The sequence below is a fragment of the Anabaena sp. CCY 9402-a genome (assembly GCF_963920945.1).
In the GTDB taxonomy this organism is placed as follows: Bacteria; Cyanobacteriota; Cyanobacteriia; order Cyanobacteriales; family Nostocaceae; genus Trichormus; species Trichormus minutissimus.
This window is the reverse complement of record NZ_CAWUDL010000001.1, coordinates 1-16613: the sequence shown is the minus strand read 5'-3', so window position 1 is coordinate 16613 and position 16613 is coordinate 1. Positions and strand designations below refer to the sequence as shown.

Below are 16613 nucleotides of genomic sequence, written 5' to 3'. Positions count from 1 at the left end.
AACTCAGCACTCAGCACTCCGTACTCAGCACTTAAATATAGAGTTTGGGGTTAATTTTGTGGGTGTAAAGCTGGGAATTTTAGGATTAGGTACGGTAGGAACGGGGACTGTGCAGTTGCTACAAGATGCGGCTGGTCGTCACCCATTGTTACAAGAAATTGAAATTTATCGAGTGGGAGTGCGATCGCTAGATAAACCCCGCGATGTTAATTTACCTGCGGAGATCATCACGACAGATTTAGAAGCAATTGTCAATGACCCGGAAATAGATATTATAGTCGAGGTGATGGGGGGATTAGAGCCGGCGCGATCGCTAATTCTCCAAGCCCTCAAGAATGGTAAACACGTCGTCACCGCCAATAAGGCTGCTATTTCTCGCTTTGGGGCAGAAATTTTCACTACTGCCAATCAAGCGGGCTTATACGTCATGCTAGAGGCGGCTGTGGGTGGTGGTATCCCCGTAATTCAACCCTTAAAGCAGGCTTTAAGTGTCAACCGCCTGCATACTGTGACTGGCATTGTTAACGGTACAACTAACTACATCCTCACCCGGATGCAAACCGAAGGCATTGACTTTGCTGATGTGTTGGCTGATGCCCAACGCTTGGGTTATGCAGAAGCCGACCCCACGGCTGATGTCGATGGCTTAGATGCAGGGGATAAAATCGCAATTTTGGCATCATTGGCTTTTGATGGCCGGATTCATTTAAAAGATGTGTATTGTGAGGGGATTCGGCAAGTTAGTCAAACCGATATTGCCTATGCCGAAAAATTGGGCTTTGTCATTAAATTACTAGCGATCGCTACAAATCAGGTTAACGACAACTCCCAGCTATCTGTGAGGGTGCATCCAACGTTAGTCCCCAAGGCACATCCTCTAGCAAGTATTAACGGTGTTTACAACGCCATCCTCGTAGAAGGAGAACCCATCGGTCAAGTGATGTTCTTTGGCCCTGGGGCGGGTGCGGGTGCTACTGCTAGTGCCGTCACATCAGATATTTTGAGTCTAGTGGCAGCATTAAAAAGCAATACCGCCGCACCGAATCCCCTCTTAACTTGTAGGCATGAGGATTACTGCCAACTTGCCCCGATAGCAGACCTTGTAACTCGATTTTACGCTCGATTCCTCACCAAAGACCAATCCGGTGTCATTGGTAAACTCGGTACTTGCTTTGGTGATCATGGCGTAAGTTTAGAGTCAATTGTCCAAACAGGCTTTCAGGGAGGACTAGCAGAGATTGTAGTTGTTACCCACGATGTTAGAGAAGGCGATTTTCGCCAAGCCTTAGCAGAAATTCAGAGTTTGGAAGCAGTTGATAGCATTCCCAGCATCTTACGGGTGTTGTAAATTGTGAATGGGCATTGGGAATACGAGTTATAAACAACAAAAATGGTCAAGCAAAATGCTTGACCATTTTCGTTTTCTATCTATATTCTGTAGTAGCCGTCAGTAGGCGATGTATCATTTAGCCAAATATTAGCTTTCTGACCCATCGTGACCAACTACTTGGGACTTCAGAGTTGTAATTTCACTGTTTAACTCTTGTCTGGTTGAAGCTTTTAGTAAGTAGCGGTAAACAAACCAAGCAGAGTAACCAATTCCAATCAACTCAAAAGTTGGTGCTACCAAAGGAATGTCATTCAAAGCATCTAATACTGCCAACAGTACCCTGACTGCAACCAATGATCCTACAATTAAGCCTACGCTCACCAAGGGCTGCTTATATTGATTAAAAAAGTTACCTACATAATCAGGCAGTGTTCCTAAAAATTCAGAAATTTGTTCTCCGTATTTTACCCATTGCTCTTGAGACTGTACAGGAGGCTGGAGTTTAGTAATAGTTCCTGGTTGATTGTTGATATCTGGCACTGTTGTCTCTTTGGGTTGGGTTTGGGCGAATTCCGGTTCTTGCATGTTCACTTCCATAAATTTGACAGTTGAGTTTCTCTAATCTGGACAATTACAACCAAAAGGCTGTTGATTAGGTGATGCACTCTTGCATTCAATCGAGTTTGGCAACAGGATTTAGTGTCCTATAACCATAATTGCCCTGTAACATCTACTGCATCAACTACAAGGTAGACAGTCACTAAGCAAATAGAAGTCAGAAGGCTACAGGATGTCTAAAACCATTGGCGTTCTGAGTTCTTTTGTCGTGAATCAACTGGAATCTTCAGGTTGTTATTATCCTAGGCTGTGTCAGTTGCTCATCATCGTACTTAAATAAAGTACAGATCATGCAAAAATCACTCTACCTCTCATTTATATAAGCACAAACGCTGATTTCATCTGAATATTAAAGCTATCTTAAGCCGTGTTCGTCAATGAAAGTATTGATTCTTGATACCAATACTTCATAAAAATTAGGACTACTAGCATTTCCCAACATTATTGGCAAACAATTAATTGGCTTTATAGTAGTAATTGTGTACTGATTTACTACAGACCAATAAAAATGCACCCTATTTGGATTGGCGGGTAAGCAATTTCGTATTGAGGATTTTAGTCGTAATGCTTCCAAGCACTTTAGTGCTGACTACAAAACATTAATTCAACGACGTATTCGCCCGCCGCAGGTCATCGCTTGTTGAAGTAAATAAATGTTAAGTTTTGGCAGAGCAGAGGTTTTCGTCTCAGTTTAAATACTTTTGATAGGTATGTGAGAGATCATATTGGCTAACACCCAATTCTCTCACCCCATCTTTTGTTTCTTAAAGTTTAGCTGACTTAGTTCACCCTAATCCCAATCGGGAATTTCTGCACCATCTTCGCCACCCACACCGATCGCAGTGTGATAGATTTCTGCATCAGTGATGGTGAGGTTTTCCATTGATGCGCCATACACATTGGAATCTATAACATGAGCGCGAGTCATGTTGACATTGTTGAGATTGGCTTTTTTGAAGTTGACGTTGGTGATAAAGGCTGCGCTTAAGTTCGCGCCTTTCAAGTTAGCGTTAGTGAAATCAGCACCTTCGAGATTTGCACCAGCTAGGTTTGCACCAGCTAGGTTTGCTCCTCTTAAATCAGCACCAATTAAATGTGCGCCATTGAGGTTCATCCCTGAGAGATTACACCCACCACATTCCCCAGTTGATAATAGCCTTTGTAAATCTTGTGGATTCCCAGCCTTGACTGAGTTTACAAAAAATAGGGGAGTAGCTAACACTACTGCTGCTAATAGCTTGAGTTTCATAAATTTCCCCTTTTCTCCTTATATTTCGTGTCCGTTCTTTTCCTCACGCTTCTATTATCCCACTAACTTCCTAAATAATGTTGATTTAAATCACAATTTGCTTTTCTAGATAACAGATGTATTCGTGAGGCTGAAAAGATTACTATTTATGCTTTATAGCCATCTTTGAGCAATAAATTAAGCATAAATACTTGACTTAATTTAATATTAAATATCTTTAAGCAAATGTATCATTAGATATATTTTTTAGGATGAAAATTTTTCAGCATTTATCAATAAAAAATATGATCAATTTTTACAAAAAATTAGTATATTAAATCACGAAGCAAGTCATAGGTTACTGATTAAATAGTTCTGGACTCTCTTGTTGAACCCAATATCCGCAACCGGGAATATACTTAATTTTGAGATTTTGAAGATAGGCGGCGGTGTCACAGGTAAGTTCTTTACCCAGAGCAGTATTATTTTCACTCGAAATTATCAGTATAGGGAATTCTAAAATACCCCTATTTTTTTGGGATAAGAAGCTGGAGAAAACATTACAGTAATAGTTCAATAGGCTGTGAGTGCGAGACTTTTGGCAACAGATTTTTTATAAGTAGCAATATCATCTGGAGCGAAGGTAATTTTATTAGATTTTGTCATTGCGAATGAAGCCTTCGCGTTCCCGTCCTGAAGGGAAGTGGAATGTTCGCAGAGCTTTCTCGCCGGGTCGCAATCGCAACACCTAGATATTGCGATTACTTCGCGCCATTTCATTACGCTCGCAATGACAAAATATGTTTTTATACATTTGGGATACTCCCAAATGTAACCACGGCGGATTATTATTTCCTGGTTTCGTGCATATTCCTCACGACTTTGCTAACTATGTTTCTGGGTGCAAATTTGACGGATTTAGCTAATATCTTATTTCTAAAACCAGGAATTACAATAGTTTTATTTGCCATTAAACCATCGTAGCCAATTTTAGCGACAGTCTCACTAGTCATCATTCTATTAACATGAGAAATTTTGGATTCTTCCATTGCGGCTGCTTTTTGAAATTCTGATGCTGTCGGTCCTGGACAAAGAGTAGTTACTGTTACGCCTGTACCCTCTAATTCATTAGTGATCGCTTCGGAAAATGATAAAACATAAGCTTTAGTCGCAAAATAAACTGCCATTAGTGGACCTGGTTGAAAAGCTGCAACTGAGGCAACATTTAATATTTTTCCATAGCCTTGGCAGATCATATCCTTGAGGAATAATTTAGTTAAATGAGTGAGACTCACTATGTTTACTTGTAACATTTTTAGTTCAGTAGTGAGGTCAGTTTCGCTAAATACTCCATAAGTACCAAATCCAGCATTATTAACTAATACATCAATCTTGATTGCTGCTTGTTGTAATTCGGTGAATATTTCTTCTGGGGATGTTGATATAGATAAATCTTTAACTAAAGTTTTAACAGAAATGCCAAATTCTTGGATAAGTTCCTCAGCAATTACTGCGAGTTTTTCTTCATCTTTATCCACTAAAACCAGATTGTAACTATGACGGGAAAAAATATATGCTAATTGGTAGCCAATTCCATGTGCTGATCCTGTGATAAGCGCAGTTTTTTGTGGATATTTATGATTATTTTTCATTTGATAAAATGGCTGATGTAACTTGGATAAAACAAAAAAGTTCTTAGAGGAATCTTATTGGAATTTACCTTTATTAACCTTTGCAGAATTCAAATTAACCATATTAGTCTCCTACTAAGAAATCTGTATTCCTTGATTCACTATTGTTAACCTGATAAAGTTTATTGTCTACGCCCTTGAAATAACCCCTCAACTCGCATTGAGCAACTTCGATTCCGTCGAAATTCTGAAGCTTACTGGGCAACTATTGAGAAACTACTTCTCCAGGAAATTTTGCCACACTAATTTTTTTAAAATTAAAATACCGTATTCATCGCTACAGTTAGGCATCATCAGTTCCCCTAACATTTGAAGCTAATAATAAATCGGGAGAAATAAACACAACAATGAAGTTAAGGAAGATAAGGTCAAGCTTCCCGATGTTGATCAATTTTTTAGTCGTACTCCAATTCTGCAATCGGAACGATATAGAACTCTAGCTAAGAGAAGCCAGGGTGTTCCAGAATATATGACAACAGATCCAACACAGGTAATGCGGGCAGCAATAGAGGTATTGTTGTCAATAAATTGCACGTATTCTCTGATGTTATAAACCAAGGTTTTCATATCCTCACGAAATATTCTCTCTTTTTGAGTTGGTTAGCACAGTATCTTCCAAAAGTTTAGAAAATAGTCAAGTCAAATTAATAATTATGTTGGACACTACTCACAAGCATTTAATTCTTGGGGCTGGTTTTGTGGGATTGGGTATGGCTGAAACGCTCAAGAGCGCGAGTATTCCCTACGACCAGGTTGATGCCAGCGATGACATTGGTGGAAATTGGTATCATGGTGTGTATGAAACTGCACACATTATTTCATCACGGAAGATTACCCAATTTACCCATTTCCCCATGCCGGATAATTATCCGGACTTTCCCAGCGCTCAAAATATACGAGATTACTTAAACTCCTTTGCTGACCATTTTGGGTTACGTAAAAATATTAAACTAAATCGTCAAGTTAGCTATATGAGACCTGTTGAGAATAGTCTCTGGGAAGTTACCTTTGATAATGGGGAACAGCGAATTTACAAAGGGATTATCATTTGTAATGGTCATCACTGGTGCAAACGTTTTCCCAAATTCTCAGGAGAATTTGATGGGGAGATAATTCACTCCAAAGATTATAAAAATCCCCAGCAACTACGTGGTAAGAGAGTTCTAGTGATTGGTGGAGGGAATTCAGCTTGTGATATAGCCGCAGAAGCCGCTAGGGTGGGAGCTAAATCTGTGTTGAGTATGCGTGAATCTGTGTGGTTTATTCCCAAAACCTTTGTAGGTGTTCCAGTTTTAGATTTAATTGAATGGTGGATGCCAGAGTGGTTTCAGAGGTTTATGGCTTATGTAATTATTCTGCTAACCTTCGGTAAGCACAAAGATTATGGTCTACCCGAACCCAAATATCGAATTTTTGATAAGCACCCGACCTTAAATAATGAAGTGCCTTACTATATTAAACACGGTCGCATTACCTATAAGCCAGAGGTAAGACATTTAGATGGTGGAGAAGTTAAATTTGCGGATGGTAGTCGAGAAACCTTTGATTTAATTGTTTGTGCAACTGGTTTTCATGTAGCCTATCCATTTTTACCTCCAGAACTCCAACGGGTGGAAGGAGCAACAGTAAAATGTTATGGAGGGTCATTTCTTGAAGATTACAAAGGAATTTACTACATCGGTTGGGGACAAGCTAGAGGAGGTGCTGGTTCTTTAATTTCCGCTTTTGCACCCATATTTACCCGTCTTCTTGAACTCCAGGATGAAATTAAAATTCCTATGGGTTTAGTTCTCAAAAAAATGGGACAGCAACTACCCACAACCCATCTTGAAGATCCGCAAAAGATTTTTCGAGAATTAAAATTAGCCAATCTGTTTTTTCAACAAACGGTTCAAAAAGCTCACCGAATTGATTCCCAGTATTCCCAGTTTGAAAATCATCCACTCCCACCCCAGGGCAACCGCATCTAAAGGACTCTTGATCACGACCAAGATTAAGAACCAACGAAACATCAGTATTTCATAGCGTTAAGTTAGCATCAAAAACCTTAAAATGCGTAGGTTGGATTGAGGAACAAAACCCAACATTTCTGGGGCTTATTGGGTTTCACTGTGTTCAATCCAACCTACAATTTATCCTTAACTGAACCGTATTATGGTATGGGGTATGATTTTCCTATTGTTGGTTTTTGAGCAAAAAATAAATGACAAGCTTTGTAGAATCTCGCCTACCAATAGAACAAGTAATCAAAACTCTGCAACAGGATTTACCCACACTGTTTGAGCAAGATATATCTTATGATATATATACAAAAGATATTTACTTTCAAGACCCAGTAAATAAATTCAAATATAAATTTAATTACCGAATTATATTTTGGACTCTAAGATTTCATGCTCGCCTATTCTTTACAGAAATCTACTTTGACGTGCATGAAGTATATCAGTCTGCCGCAGACACTATTATAGCGAGGTGGACAGTTCGGGGCGTGTTGCGTGTTCCCTGGAAAGCGCAGCTTTTTTTTAATGGTTATTCTACCTATAAACTCAACTCGGATAATTTAATTTACGAGCATATTGATACTTGGGATCGCAAACCTAGTGAAATTCTGCAACAGTTTTGGCTCAAAGGAAATAGGGGATAGGTGACAGGTGACAGGTGACAGAGGACAAGAAAGCAGGGGAAGTAGGGGGAGAAAAATATAATATCCAATGCCCTATTCCCTATTCCAAAGGTAAAACATTGTGAAAATGTTTGTAATCGATGTAACGATGCCCGTCATTTGTGTGATGAAAAATATCAACAAATCGACTGTTCCAGATAATATCATCAGCAGCATAAGTATGACGGGCATGAACTACTTGTGAGACTGTTTCATCAATGCCACTCAGAGAAATAACAATAGTAGTATTGGTTTGAGAAAGTAATTCTGCCGTCATCCCATAAAGAGGACTAAACTTATCAATTGGGTGCATTACTACCCAACTTAGTGCAAAACTAGGTGTTTGGTTTCTGACTAACTTTAAATCATGAAACCGCCGAATAAACTCGCCTTCTGCTGTTATTTCATCGCGCATTAAATACACCCGCATATGTGCTTCTAGGATAAAATTACGACGCTGGTTAGCAGTGCGAAACATGAAAGTTGGCATATTTTCATGGGGTGTAATAACTGCTACATTGCTAAATATCACACGGGCAGTAGGTCGGGAAAAGCGAGTAAATGCTAGTCCTGTCATGACTGCAATTCCTACCAATCCAATCATTGCTTCTATAGTGACAATAATATTGGCATAAGTTGTTTTGGGGTACATTGCACCATAACCAATGGATGCCAGAGTTTGCACGCTGAAGAAGAATACATCCAAAAAAGAGCCAGGTTGAGCGTTAGCAATGCAGTCTCCACCAGCCAAGTAAGCTAGGGCAAATAAAGCATTAATTAATACATAGAAAATACAAATTAGGATGAGGAAACCACTCCAAGGAATCGTGAGCAGCAGATGGTAAGGATCGCGCCAATAAGAATACCATGTACCCATACCAAGTATTTCAAATTGTCCATTGTGGATTTTAATGTGAATTCGCGGCAGCAGACGTTGTTTTTTTGGTTTAACAGGTTTTTTTATAGGAAATTTCATCGATAATATTCACAAAAGATACAAGTGATGATAATAGGCGGCGGTTAACGTTATAGGTGCGTGTGTAGAGACGTTGCAATGCAGCGTCTCTATAAGCGTTATTATTTCTGCAAATTATCTTATTTGAACCAGATTGCCAGTAATGATTTAGCTAGAACAGAAAAGCTGATATGTTTATTTCTAGTAGACTTGAACCGTAATAAATAGATAGTATGGATTGCGCATGAATAGAATTTTTTGGATTATTGCTTTAGTTGCATTTATTAACTCCCTGAGTTTTACAATTTTAATTCCTATTATCTATCTTTATGGCAGACAATTTGGACTGAGTGATTTCCACACTAGTTTACTATTTTCGATTTATGCGATCGCACAATTTTTGGCGACTCCCATTATTGGCAAACTCTCAGATCGCTTTGGGCGTAAGCCTTTATTGATTATTAGTTTAGCGGGAACGGTCATTGCTAATTTATTCGCTGGCACAGCTACAGCTGCAACAACTCTGTTTTTGGCACGTTTTTTAGATGGAATTACTGGAGGAAATAATGCCGTTGCTCAGGCGATGATTTCTGATGTGACTGAGCCTGAACGCCGCGCTCAAGGTTTTGGCATATATGGGGCTGCAATGGGTTTAGGTTTTGTCTTGGGGCCAGCCACCAGTTTAGCAGCACAGCAGATATCTTTAGGGGCAGCTTTTTTAGTTTCCGGTAGTGTGGCAATGATAGCTCTGATAGTTACCACATTTTTATTGCCAGAGACTATCAAAAGTAAAGATAAGCAAGCACACAACATCTTTGATTTAGGTTTAGATAATTTAATTAAAGGTTTGGCTATTCCTAAAGTTGGTATTTTGTTGATAATTAACTTCTTTATTGGTACAACTTTCACTCTATTTACTTTTGCTTTTCAACCTTACTTCCTAAATGTACTAAAACAAGATAACCAATCCTTAACATTAATGTTTCTCTTGTTTGGAGTATTAGGAGTGATCATGCAGACTTGGGGAGTGAAAATTCTTAGCAAATATTTTAATGAAACTAAAATATTACTCTTGAGTTTATGCGTGAGAAGTTTTTCATTTCTTTTAATGCCAGTTTTCCCTATAGTCAGTTATTTTGTGGTTGTTAGTATAGTTTTTTCCTTGTTTAATTCTTTAGTGCAACCCATGATTAACACTTTGATTTCACTAAATGCAAAACCAGAAGAACAAGGGACAGCTTTAGGATTAAATTCATCTTATTTAAGTATGTCTAATGGAGTAGGCCCTGTAATTGCTGGTATGTTGGTTAGTCAAGGTAATCCCCAGACCTATAGTTACCCTTTATATTTAGCTGGATTCCTCACATTTTTAGTCTTGCTATTTGCCATAGTTAATCGTCAAAGATATAAGGTTAATATCTCCATGTAAAGCACTTAACAGCACATTTAAACCCGCTTCTTTAGCAACCTGTTCAATTCCCTCTACTAGCTCACCAAAAAAAGGATCTGCGATGGAAGTGACAACTACTCCAACGGTATAGGTGCGTTGATTTTGTAAACTTTGAGCGATCGCATTAGGTACATAGTTCATCTCATGTGCATTAATCATAGCCGTTCTCAACAACGGTTTGACCCTATTAAATATGTCCTACTTCTGGTAACTCGTTGTTAAAGGACTAGTGCTGTGTCAAGTTAGTTTTGATGGTTTGTAGTAAGGACTTTAGTCCTGATTTTTCTAAGGACTAAAGTCCTTACTACAAACTTGCTTATCCATCAATTCAAACTTGATGAACTACTAGTCATCATTGCCGCAGTCATGATTGACAGACTCCGCAGACGTTCCAGACGCTAAGGGATGTGTGCTAAATAAACTACCTCTAGCTAGCTCCGCTTGAGCTAAAGGTAGTTCGTTTGATTATTCGACTACTTCATTAACAGGGAATCGATCAATGAGTTGCATAGCACGATAGGCGTTACGCTGTAAGGCATCTGGCAAATTGGGAACGTGGGGTATCTGCGATAATAAATCCAACGTCCGGCGTAAAATTCGCACCACGTCACCTTCATCTAAAGTGGTGTTTTCACACAATTCTACCCACTCAGTACCTAAAGCCCACTGTTCAACCAGGGCAATTAAGCCAATGTATCGATTCTCTAAACCTACTGGCAAGGTGACACCATGACGGTACTGCACCTTTAAAACAGCCCGCCGAATTTTTTGTAAACTCGACCAGGCTTCATCTATTTCTGGGGACAGGTTAAAGTTGACTCTGCTATCGGGACGGGGTGTTTCTGTAACTAAAGCCGCAATGACAGCAGCTAAATGCTGGGGATCTAAGTTATCCAATTCTCCACTAGCTAAGGTTAAACCTAACCACAGTTCATTTTCTCCCCGAATGGCGGCAGCGACTTGTCCCAGTCGCGTGGGAACGAGGTTGTCTAAGCAATCAAATTGCTGCAAAATCGTGATTAAATTGAGAAATTCTTCCCAATAACGTTGGGATTGTTGCGCTACTTGTCCCTGCAATTCTTGCAGTTCTTCTTCGATTTCAGCGTAGCGTTCCCGACGCTTGAAAACTTTGGCAATATTCCCAGATTGATAAAGGGGATGGGCTTCTAATTGAGCTTGTACCGCAGTCACCCGACTCAGTTGTTCTGCTACTTCCTGGGGGAGATGCAAAGATCCTTCGGGGTCAGGGATACTTTGAGCGATCGCAGCTGTTATTTCATCCCCACGGCATGATTGCCCTGGTTTGAAGGCTAACTCTTGGGGCGGGAAGATATCGGCTGCTACTTCCACGCGGGGCAATTCGGCATATAAATCTACCACATCTACCGTAGCCGCCACATACCAGCGATTATCTTTTCCGAGGCATACTAAGTAGCTAGACTCCCCAGATGTAGGAGATTGACCCACTAAAACGGCTGTTATAGGGGTAGATGTTTTAATATTCTTGCCCTTGAGGCTTAACAGTGTCCCAGAAACAGCAAAATCTAGGAGCATCTTAATTTGTTCTTGTCGCGCTTCCTGGGCTTGTTCTTCTAGAGTTTTCAATAACTGGCGTTCTACTTTATGACGTTGCCACAATTTTTCATAAATAGCCACTTCATTTTGACTGACTGAAGCAATTTGCTCCTGTAATGTCGCTAATTCGGTTTGTAGTTCTTCAATATATTCATAGTCTGGTCTTAAGTGTAATGTCGCCATGTACTGCCCGAAACTGCGTTCTATCAGTTCCTTAGTTTTCTCTAAGGTGTGGGTTTGTAGCAAGTTTAAAACCATGCCGTAGCTAGGGGTAAACTGACTAACTAACGGGTCTGGTTTAGAGGTGGCTAAATACGCTGCTTCTTTTGCTCCTTCAAAGGGAGTTTGGACTGTGACTACATAACCTTGTTTATCCATCCCCCGTCGGCCTGCCCTACCCGCCATTTGCAGAAATTCTGAAGCGTTCAATAGGCGGTGTCCGGTGTCGGTACGTTTGGAGAGGGTGGAAATCACTGTTGTCCTAGCGGGCATATTAATTCCGGCTGCTAGGGTTTCTGTGGCAAAGACAACTTTGATTAAACCTTGTTGGAATAACTCTTCTACCAACACCTTCCAAGCTGGTAAAATGCCGGCGTGGTGGGCAGCAATTCCCCGATATAAGGGGGCAATTTGTCCTGTTCGTCCGGCCTCGGGGTTGCGAGTTAAAAAGTCGTCGATTTGTCGCCGTAGCACCTGTGACTCATCATTATCTACCAGCCATAAATCACCAACCTCTGCTACTGCTTTGTCACATCCCCGGCGACTGAAAATAAAGTAAATCGCCGGCAGCATATCCCGTTCTTGTAAATGGTTCAGGGTATAGATCAGGCTGGGGGCTTCTGGTCTGCCATTTCTCCCTCTATCCCTATCCGCTTGTTTTCTTTTCCCTCTGTTGGCGAGACGGGGGTTAATTTTGGTATTGCTGTCATTTAGCAGGGGAAATAGTCCCTTGGGACTACAGTAATTAAATGCTAAGGGGACAGGGCGAAAATCGGAATAAATCAGGTCAGTAGGGCCATGAACACGATTTAGCCAGTCGGTGAGTTGGTCGCTATTGGCAACGGTAGCAGATAGGGCGACTAGTTGAACTTCACGGGGACAGTAGATAATTGATTCTTCCCAAACTGTACCTCGTTGGCGATCGTTCATGTAGTGGCATTCATCCAACACCACTGCTTCCACGTCCACCAAGGAAATACCAACTTGCCCAATTGGTGTGCCGTAGAGCATATTCCGAAAAATTTCGGTGGTCATCACCAAGATGGGTGCATCTCTGTTAATCGAGGCATCTCCCGTTAACAGACCCACCGAGTCAAAGCCAAATTTTTCGCGGAAGTCACGTAATTTTTGATTAGACAGTGCCTTTAAAGGAGTGGTGTAGAATACCCGCTTCCCTCGTGTTAGGGCGCGATAAATAGCGTATTCACCAACCAAAGTTTTGCCCGAACCTGTGGGCGCACACACGACAACAGATCGCCCCGCGTTCAGGGACGCGATCGCATCTTTTTGAAACTGATCTAGCTCAAAGGGAAATATCAACCCTAGGTCTAGTTCTGGAGACGGCGCGGGATAATTCACTCAATCACTTTTACAACCGGACTGTTTACTATATTAACGAGTCTTTTGTCAACTTCGTTAGTGAGAATAAGAATTGGGAATTGGGAATTGGGAAAAATTCTCTATTTTCTCCTACTCATCACTCAGCACTCAGCACTCACTCATTTTCCCAATTCTTGCGATCGCAATGCAGCTGCTTTGACTGCTTCAATTAAGGCGGAACGAAATCCTGCTTGTTCTAATTTAGCTACACCTGCAATTGTTGTCCCACCAGGGCTGGTAACACGGTCTTTTAGTTCGGCTGGGTGCATTCTGCTATCTTGCAATAATTTGCTTGTCCCCAGGACGGTTTGTAATGCTAGTTGATTGGCGATTGACCTCGGTAATCCGGCGGCGACTCCACCATCGGCGAGGGCTTCTACTAAGATGGCTACGTAAGCCGGGCCACTCCCAGATAACCCTGTGACTGCATCCATCAAGGATTCGCTCACTTCGACAACTTCCCCTACAGCCGAGAATATCTGCTGTGCTAACTTTTGGTGTTGGGGGTGGGTGTATGCACCTAAGCACATAGCTGTCATACCTGCACCAACAGTTGCAGGGGTGTTGGGCATGGCTCTAATAACTGGTAATTGTGGGAATGCTGCTTCTAGCTGACTTAAAGACACTCCCGCCAAAATGGAAATGACTAGGGGTGAGTGTCCTGAAACTAAAATCATTTCTGCTAATTCTTGAGCGATCGCACTAAATACCTGCGGTTTCACTGCCAAAAACACCACTTCTTGGGCTTGACTGAACACCAGACTATTATCTGTGGTGACACTCACATCATATTTCTGTTTTAAAAAAGCTTGGCGCACTAGCTGGGGTTCGCTGACTATGACTTCTGATGGGTGATAAATTTCTCGCGCAATAAGGCGGGATAACAGCGATTCTCCCATTACCCCACCACCAATCAAGCCAAATTTTATAGTCATTAGTCACTTAGTCATTGGTCATTTGTCGATAGTCAATAGTCAAAAACCTTTAACTTTTGACTATTGACTAATGACTAATCTAACCTTATTGTACCATTCTGTTAGGTTCATTGCCCCAAGCAGTTGGACTGGGGGTTGCAGGACGAGAGGGACGGGCTGGGGGTTGGGGTACTTCATGAATGACTCCACCTTGTGTGCTGACTTGCACGCAGCTGGGCGTAAACAAAAAGATACTTTCGCCAATGCGTTCTTGATGTCCATCTAATGCGTAAGTCCCACCAGCTACAAAATCAACTGCACGTTGTGCTTGATCTGGATCCATGATTGTCAGATTCAACACTACTGACTTACGCTCACGCAATGCTTGAATTGCCTGGGGCATTTCTTCAAATGTCCGAGGTTCTAGAACTAATACTTCAGAAATTCCGTTAATTGCTCCTGGCATACCAATCACATTCCCCATCGTCGATTTTGTTCCTGTTACTACCTCATCACCCATTGTAGTCACTGGTTCTCGCCAACGTCGATTAGGTGGGGTGGCTTCTGCTGGTGCTGGCTGAGGATTTTCTTGTTGATACAAATTTTGGTAGTTATCTGTATCTGCTTCTTCTTCGTAGTATTCGTATTCCACTTGTTCATTGAGACCTACAAAGTCTCGTAGTTTAGAAAATATATTATTCATTTAGTGACGCTCCTGCTGATAATTGTCTCTATTTATTCCGGTTCATCAAATGATGTAGCTAACGGTAAAGCTACAAAGGGCAGACAATCCCAATAATTTTATCGTTATTTGTAGCATCTACTACTGTTATTGGCAATGGGCTGACGTTGTACCAATTCACAATTCAAAATTAAGGGAGCTAGATATCACAAGTTCTTGAGTATGTATATCTGTCAGATTCTTTTTCAAATTGGTATTACATGGAACGTCTGTACATTAACCTAGATACAATAATTGAGTCAAGATTATATCCCAACACTGATCCGAAAGGAAGTTGACTTCAACACCTTTTTCTGATTTTTTATTTTCATTAAAAAAATATTTCATGTGTTTTATAGCACCAGTATGACTCTAGTCTAACCGTAGTTCATACTGGGCAACCAAAAACACGATCAAAAAATAATGGGGCTGTTCTACCTAAGTGCGCTTACCAAACAAGATAGTCCCTAATCTTACCATTGTTGCCCCAGCCTGTACTGCCAGTTGGTAGTCCCCTGACATACCCATCGATAACTCTTGCATTTTGATGTGATCCCAGTTTTGTTCAGAAATTTCTTTGGCTAACTGGTGAGTTTCATTAAACACATAAAGACTTTCAGTATCGTCTAGACCAAATGGCGGAATTGTCATTAAACCCTGAATTTGTAAATTTTTACACTGGTTGAGGGCAGGTAAATCGGCTAGTAGTTCCGGCACACTCCAACCCGACTTACTGGGATCAGGGAGGATTTTTACTTGTAGGCACACTTGGGGACTTGCGCCTAGCTGTTGTGCTACTTGATTTAAACGCTGTGCCAGCTGCAAACTATCTAAGGAGTGAATCCAGTCAAATTGTTCAAGGGCTTTTTTGGCTTTATTACTTTGCAAATGGCCAATAAAATGCCAAGTAATATCTGAGAACTCTTGTAACTGTTCTTGTTTGGTAGCAGCTTCTTGGATGCGATTTTCAGCAAAATCGCGGATACCAGCTGCATAGGCAACACGAATAACTTCAGTTGGCATTTGCTTGGTGACAGCAATTAACCTGACTGAAGCTGGAATAGATGCACGAATTTGAGTAATACGTTCGCTAATCGAACTAATCATTGGAAGGTGCGTTGGAAAACACTCTGAAGCTGATCGTACTCCTGTGACAGACCATTACGACGCAAAGTTCGCAAACGATTTTCCAACAACATTCGGGCTTCTGTACGCCCTATGGGTTGAAATTTCAGTGCTTTCATGTCGTTCACCACCAAAAAAAACAGGCGTTGGGCGTAGAGTGTAGTGAACAGATCCTGGGCATCATCAACCATGCAGATCCGATATAGCAAGCCCCAAGTGGGATGATTGATGTAAGTTTCTGCGCTTTCTGGATTCATCTAATAATCAAGTAGGAGAATAATATATTTTTTGGCAGTGAAGTACAAACATCCAGACGATAATATCTCCCTTTCGCCAGAATATTTGTAGAAATTCATTTGAGAATCAGCAAATTCTACCCTTTTATGAAGTTGATGACGACCTTGATATTTCTGATAGGTAGATGAAGCTAGTAAAACAAGACAAAAAGCAAAAGAGAACAGACTGAGTATGTGGGCTTTGGGATAACTTCTACAATGCGCTAACGATGGGATGCGCCCTTTGAACTCGTCCAGGGCAAAAGCCGACTCTGATACTGCTGTTTACTCTCACATCTCTCTATGTTGCCATAATTATCGCTCGTTAGAGCAAAATCTCCAACAGGGGAATTTTCCTAATAATTGTTCATCTTAACAGTCTGTATTGTTACAGTTTGGGGATTGGGCAATTCAAAATTCAAAATTCAAAATTCAAAATTCAAAATTCAAAATTCAAAATTCAAAATTCA

The 16613-nt window shown here is 40.8% G+C and carries 14 protein-coding genes; 4 read left to right on the top strand and 10 right to left on the bottom strand.

Annotation, left to right across the window (positions count from 1 at the left end; genetic code table 11):
- Positions 1–58 precede the first annotated feature (58 nt).
- Positions 59–1348, top strand: a complete 1290-nt coding sequence (locus ACM0OR_RS00070; RefSeq protein WP_414574661.1) for a homoserine dehydrogenase — start codon at positions 59–61, stop codon at positions 1346–1348.
- Between the two features lie 129 nt (positions 1349–1477).
- Here ACM0OR_RS00070 and ACM0OR_RS00065 read toward each other — a convergent pair whose 3' ends face one another.
- The 3 genes from ACM0OR_RS00065 to ACM0OR_RS00055 all read right to left on the bottom strand — a co-directional run bounded on the left by ACM0OR_RS00065 (position 1478) and on the right by ACM0OR_RS00055 (position 4828).
- The gene (locus tag ACM0OR_RS00065; RefSeq protein WP_190704653.1) at positions 1478–1915 is read right to left on the bottom strand and encodes a CAAD domain-containing protein; all 438 of its coding nucleotides are present in this window, start codon (positions 1913–1915) and stop codon (positions 1478–1480) included.
- Positions 1916–2738: 823 nt separating this feature from the next.
- Positions 2739–3197, bottom strand: coding sequence for a pentapeptide repeat-containing protein (locus ACM0OR_RS00060; RefSeq protein ID WP_323265027.1), 459 nt, complete (start codon positions 3195–3197; stop codon positions 2739–2741).
- An 827-nt stretch (positions 3198–4024) separates the two neighbouring features.
- The gene (locus ACM0OR_RS00055) at positions 4025–4828 is read right to left on the bottom strand and encodes an SDR family NAD(P)-dependent oxidoreductase (protein WP_414574521.1); all 804 of its coding nucleotides are present in this window, start codon (positions 4826–4828) and stop codon (positions 4025–4027) included.
- A gap of 692 nt (positions 4829–5520) precedes the next feature.
- Here ACM0OR_RS00055 and ACM0OR_RS00050 point away from each other — a divergent pair.
- Both ACM0OR_RS00050 and ACM0OR_RS00045 read left to right on the top strand, forming a co-directional pair.
- Positions 5521–6837, top strand: coding sequence for a flavin-containing monooxygenase (locus tag ACM0OR_RS00050; RefSeq protein WP_414574520.1), 1317 nt, complete (start codon positions 5521–5523; stop codon positions 6835–6837).
- 233 nt (positions 6838–7070) lie between these two features.
- The gene (locus ACM0OR_RS00045) at positions 7071–7511 is read left to right on the top strand and encodes a DUF2358 domain-containing protein (RefSeq protein ID WP_414574519.1); all 441 of its coding nucleotides are present in this window, start codon (positions 7071–7073) and stop codon (positions 7509–7511) included.
- 79 nt (positions 7512–7590) lie between these two features.
- Here ACM0OR_RS00045 and ACM0OR_RS00040 read toward each other — a convergent pair whose 3' ends face one another.
- Positions 7591–8505, bottom strand: coding sequence for an ion channel (locus tag ACM0OR_RS00040; RefSeq protein WP_414574518.1), 915 nt, complete (start codon positions 8503–8505; stop codon positions 7591–7593).
- A 223-nt stretch (positions 8506–8728) separates the two neighbouring features.
- Between ACM0OR_RS00040 and ACM0OR_RS00035 the strand changes: the two genes are divergently transcribed.
- Positions 8729–9913: an MFS transporter gene (locus ACM0OR_RS00035; protein WP_414574517.1), complete on the top strand. Its 1185-nt coding sequence runs from the start codon at positions 8729–8731 to the stop codon at positions 9911–9913.
- On the opposite strand, the gene ACM0OR_RS00030 is transcribed toward ACM0OR_RS00035, so the two are convergent.
- The 6 genes from ACM0OR_RS00030 to pipX form a co-directional block, all read right to left on the bottom strand.
- A complete protein-coding gene (locus ACM0OR_RS00030) occupies positions 9863–10093 on the bottom strand; it encodes a hypothetical protein (RefSeq protein WP_323265032.1) in 231 nt (76 codons plus the stop codon). The two genes, ACM0OR_RS00035 and ACM0OR_RS00030, sit on opposite strands and share 51 nt — an antisense overlap.
- Positions 10094–10399: 306 nt before the next feature.
- Positions 10400–13087 (bottom strand): RNA helicase, encoded by a 2688-nt coding sequence (locus ACM0OR_RS00025; RefSeq protein ID WP_323265033.1) that lies wholly within the window; start codon positions 13085–13087, stop codon positions 10400–10402.
- 140 nt (positions 13088–13227) lie between these two features.
- Entirely contained in the window at positions 13228–14043 is an 816-nt protein-coding gene (gene proC, locus ACM0OR_RS00020; protein WP_414574516.1) for a pyrroline-5-carboxylate reductase, read from the bottom strand.
- An 85-nt stretch (positions 14044–14128) separates the two neighbouring features.
- On the bottom strand, positions 14129–14725 hold the full coding sequence (locus ACM0OR_RS00015) for a cell division protein SepF (RefSeq protein ID WP_323265035.1): 597 nt from the start codon (positions 14723–14725) through the stop codon (positions 14129–14131).
- 456 nt (positions 14726–15181) lie between these two features.
- Positions 15182–15850, bottom strand: a complete 669-nt coding sequence (locus ACM0OR_RS00010) for a YggS family pyridoxal phosphate-dependent enzyme (protein ID WP_414574515.1) — start codon at positions 15848–15850, stop codon at positions 15182–15184.
- Positions 15847–16125 carry a transcriptional coactivator PipX gene (gene pipX / locus ACM0OR_RS00005; protein WP_190708427.1) on the bottom strand — a complete coding sequence of 93 codons (279 nt, stop codon included), beginning with the start codon at positions 16123–16125 and terminating at the stop codon, positions 15847–15849. The genes ACM0OR_RS00010 and pipX overlap by 4 nt, the downstream gene beginning before the upstream one ends.
- Between the last annotated feature and the right edge of the window lie 488 nt (positions 16126–16613).

What these genes read in the sequence shown, in the direction of transcription:
- ACM0OR_RS00065 (WP_190704653.1), bottom strand. Translation starts at nt 1,915, where the DNA reads ATGCAAGAACCGGAATTCGCCCAAACCCAACCCAAAGAGACAACAGTG.
- ACM0OR_RS00060 (WP_323265027.1), bottom strand. Translation starts at nt 3,197, where the DNA reads ATGAAACTCAAGCTATTAGCAGCAGTAGTGTTAGCTACTCCCCTATTT.
- ACM0OR_RS00055 (WP_414574521.1), bottom strand. Translation starts at nt 4,828, where the DNA reads ATGAAAAATAATCATAAATATCCACAAAAAACTGCGCTTATCACAGGA.
- ACM0OR_RS00050 (WP_414574520.1), top strand. Translation starts at nt 5,521, where the DNA reads ATGTTGGACACTACTCACAAGCATTTAATTCTTGGGGCTGGTTTTGTG.
- ACM0OR_RS00045 (WP_414574519.1), top strand. Translation starts at nt 7,071, where the DNA reads ATGACAAGCTTTGTAGAATCTCGCCTACCAATAGAACAAGTAATCAAA.
- ACM0OR_RS00040 (WP_414574518.1), bottom strand. Translation starts at nt 8,505, where the DNA reads ATGAAATTTCCTATAAAAAAACCTGTTAAACCAAAAAAACAACGTCTG.
- ACM0OR_RS00035 (WP_414574517.1), top strand. Translation starts at nt 8,729, where the DNA reads ATGAATAGAATTTTTTGGATTATTGCTTTAGTTGCATTTATTAACTCC.
- ACM0OR_RS00030 (WP_323265032.1), bottom strand. Translation starts at nt 10,093, where the DNA reads ATGATTAATGCACATGAGATGAACTATGTACCTAATGCGATCGCTCAA.
- proC (WP_414574516.1), bottom strand. Translation starts at nt 14,043, where the DNA reads ATGACTATAAAATTTGGCTTGATTGGTGGTGGGGTAATGGGAGAATCG.
- ACM0OR_RS00015 (WP_323265035.1), bottom strand. Translation starts at nt 14,725, where the DNA reads ATGAATAATATATTTTCTAAACTACGAGACTTTGTAGGTCTCAATGAA.
- ACM0OR_RS00010 (WP_414574515.1), bottom strand. Translation starts at nt 15,850, where the DNA reads ATGATTAGTTCGATTAGCGAACGTATTACTCAAATTCGTGCATCTATT.
- pipX (WP_190708427.1), bottom strand. Translation starts at nt 16,125, where the DNA reads ATGAATCCAGAAAGCGCAGAAACTTACATCAATCATCCCACTTGGGGC.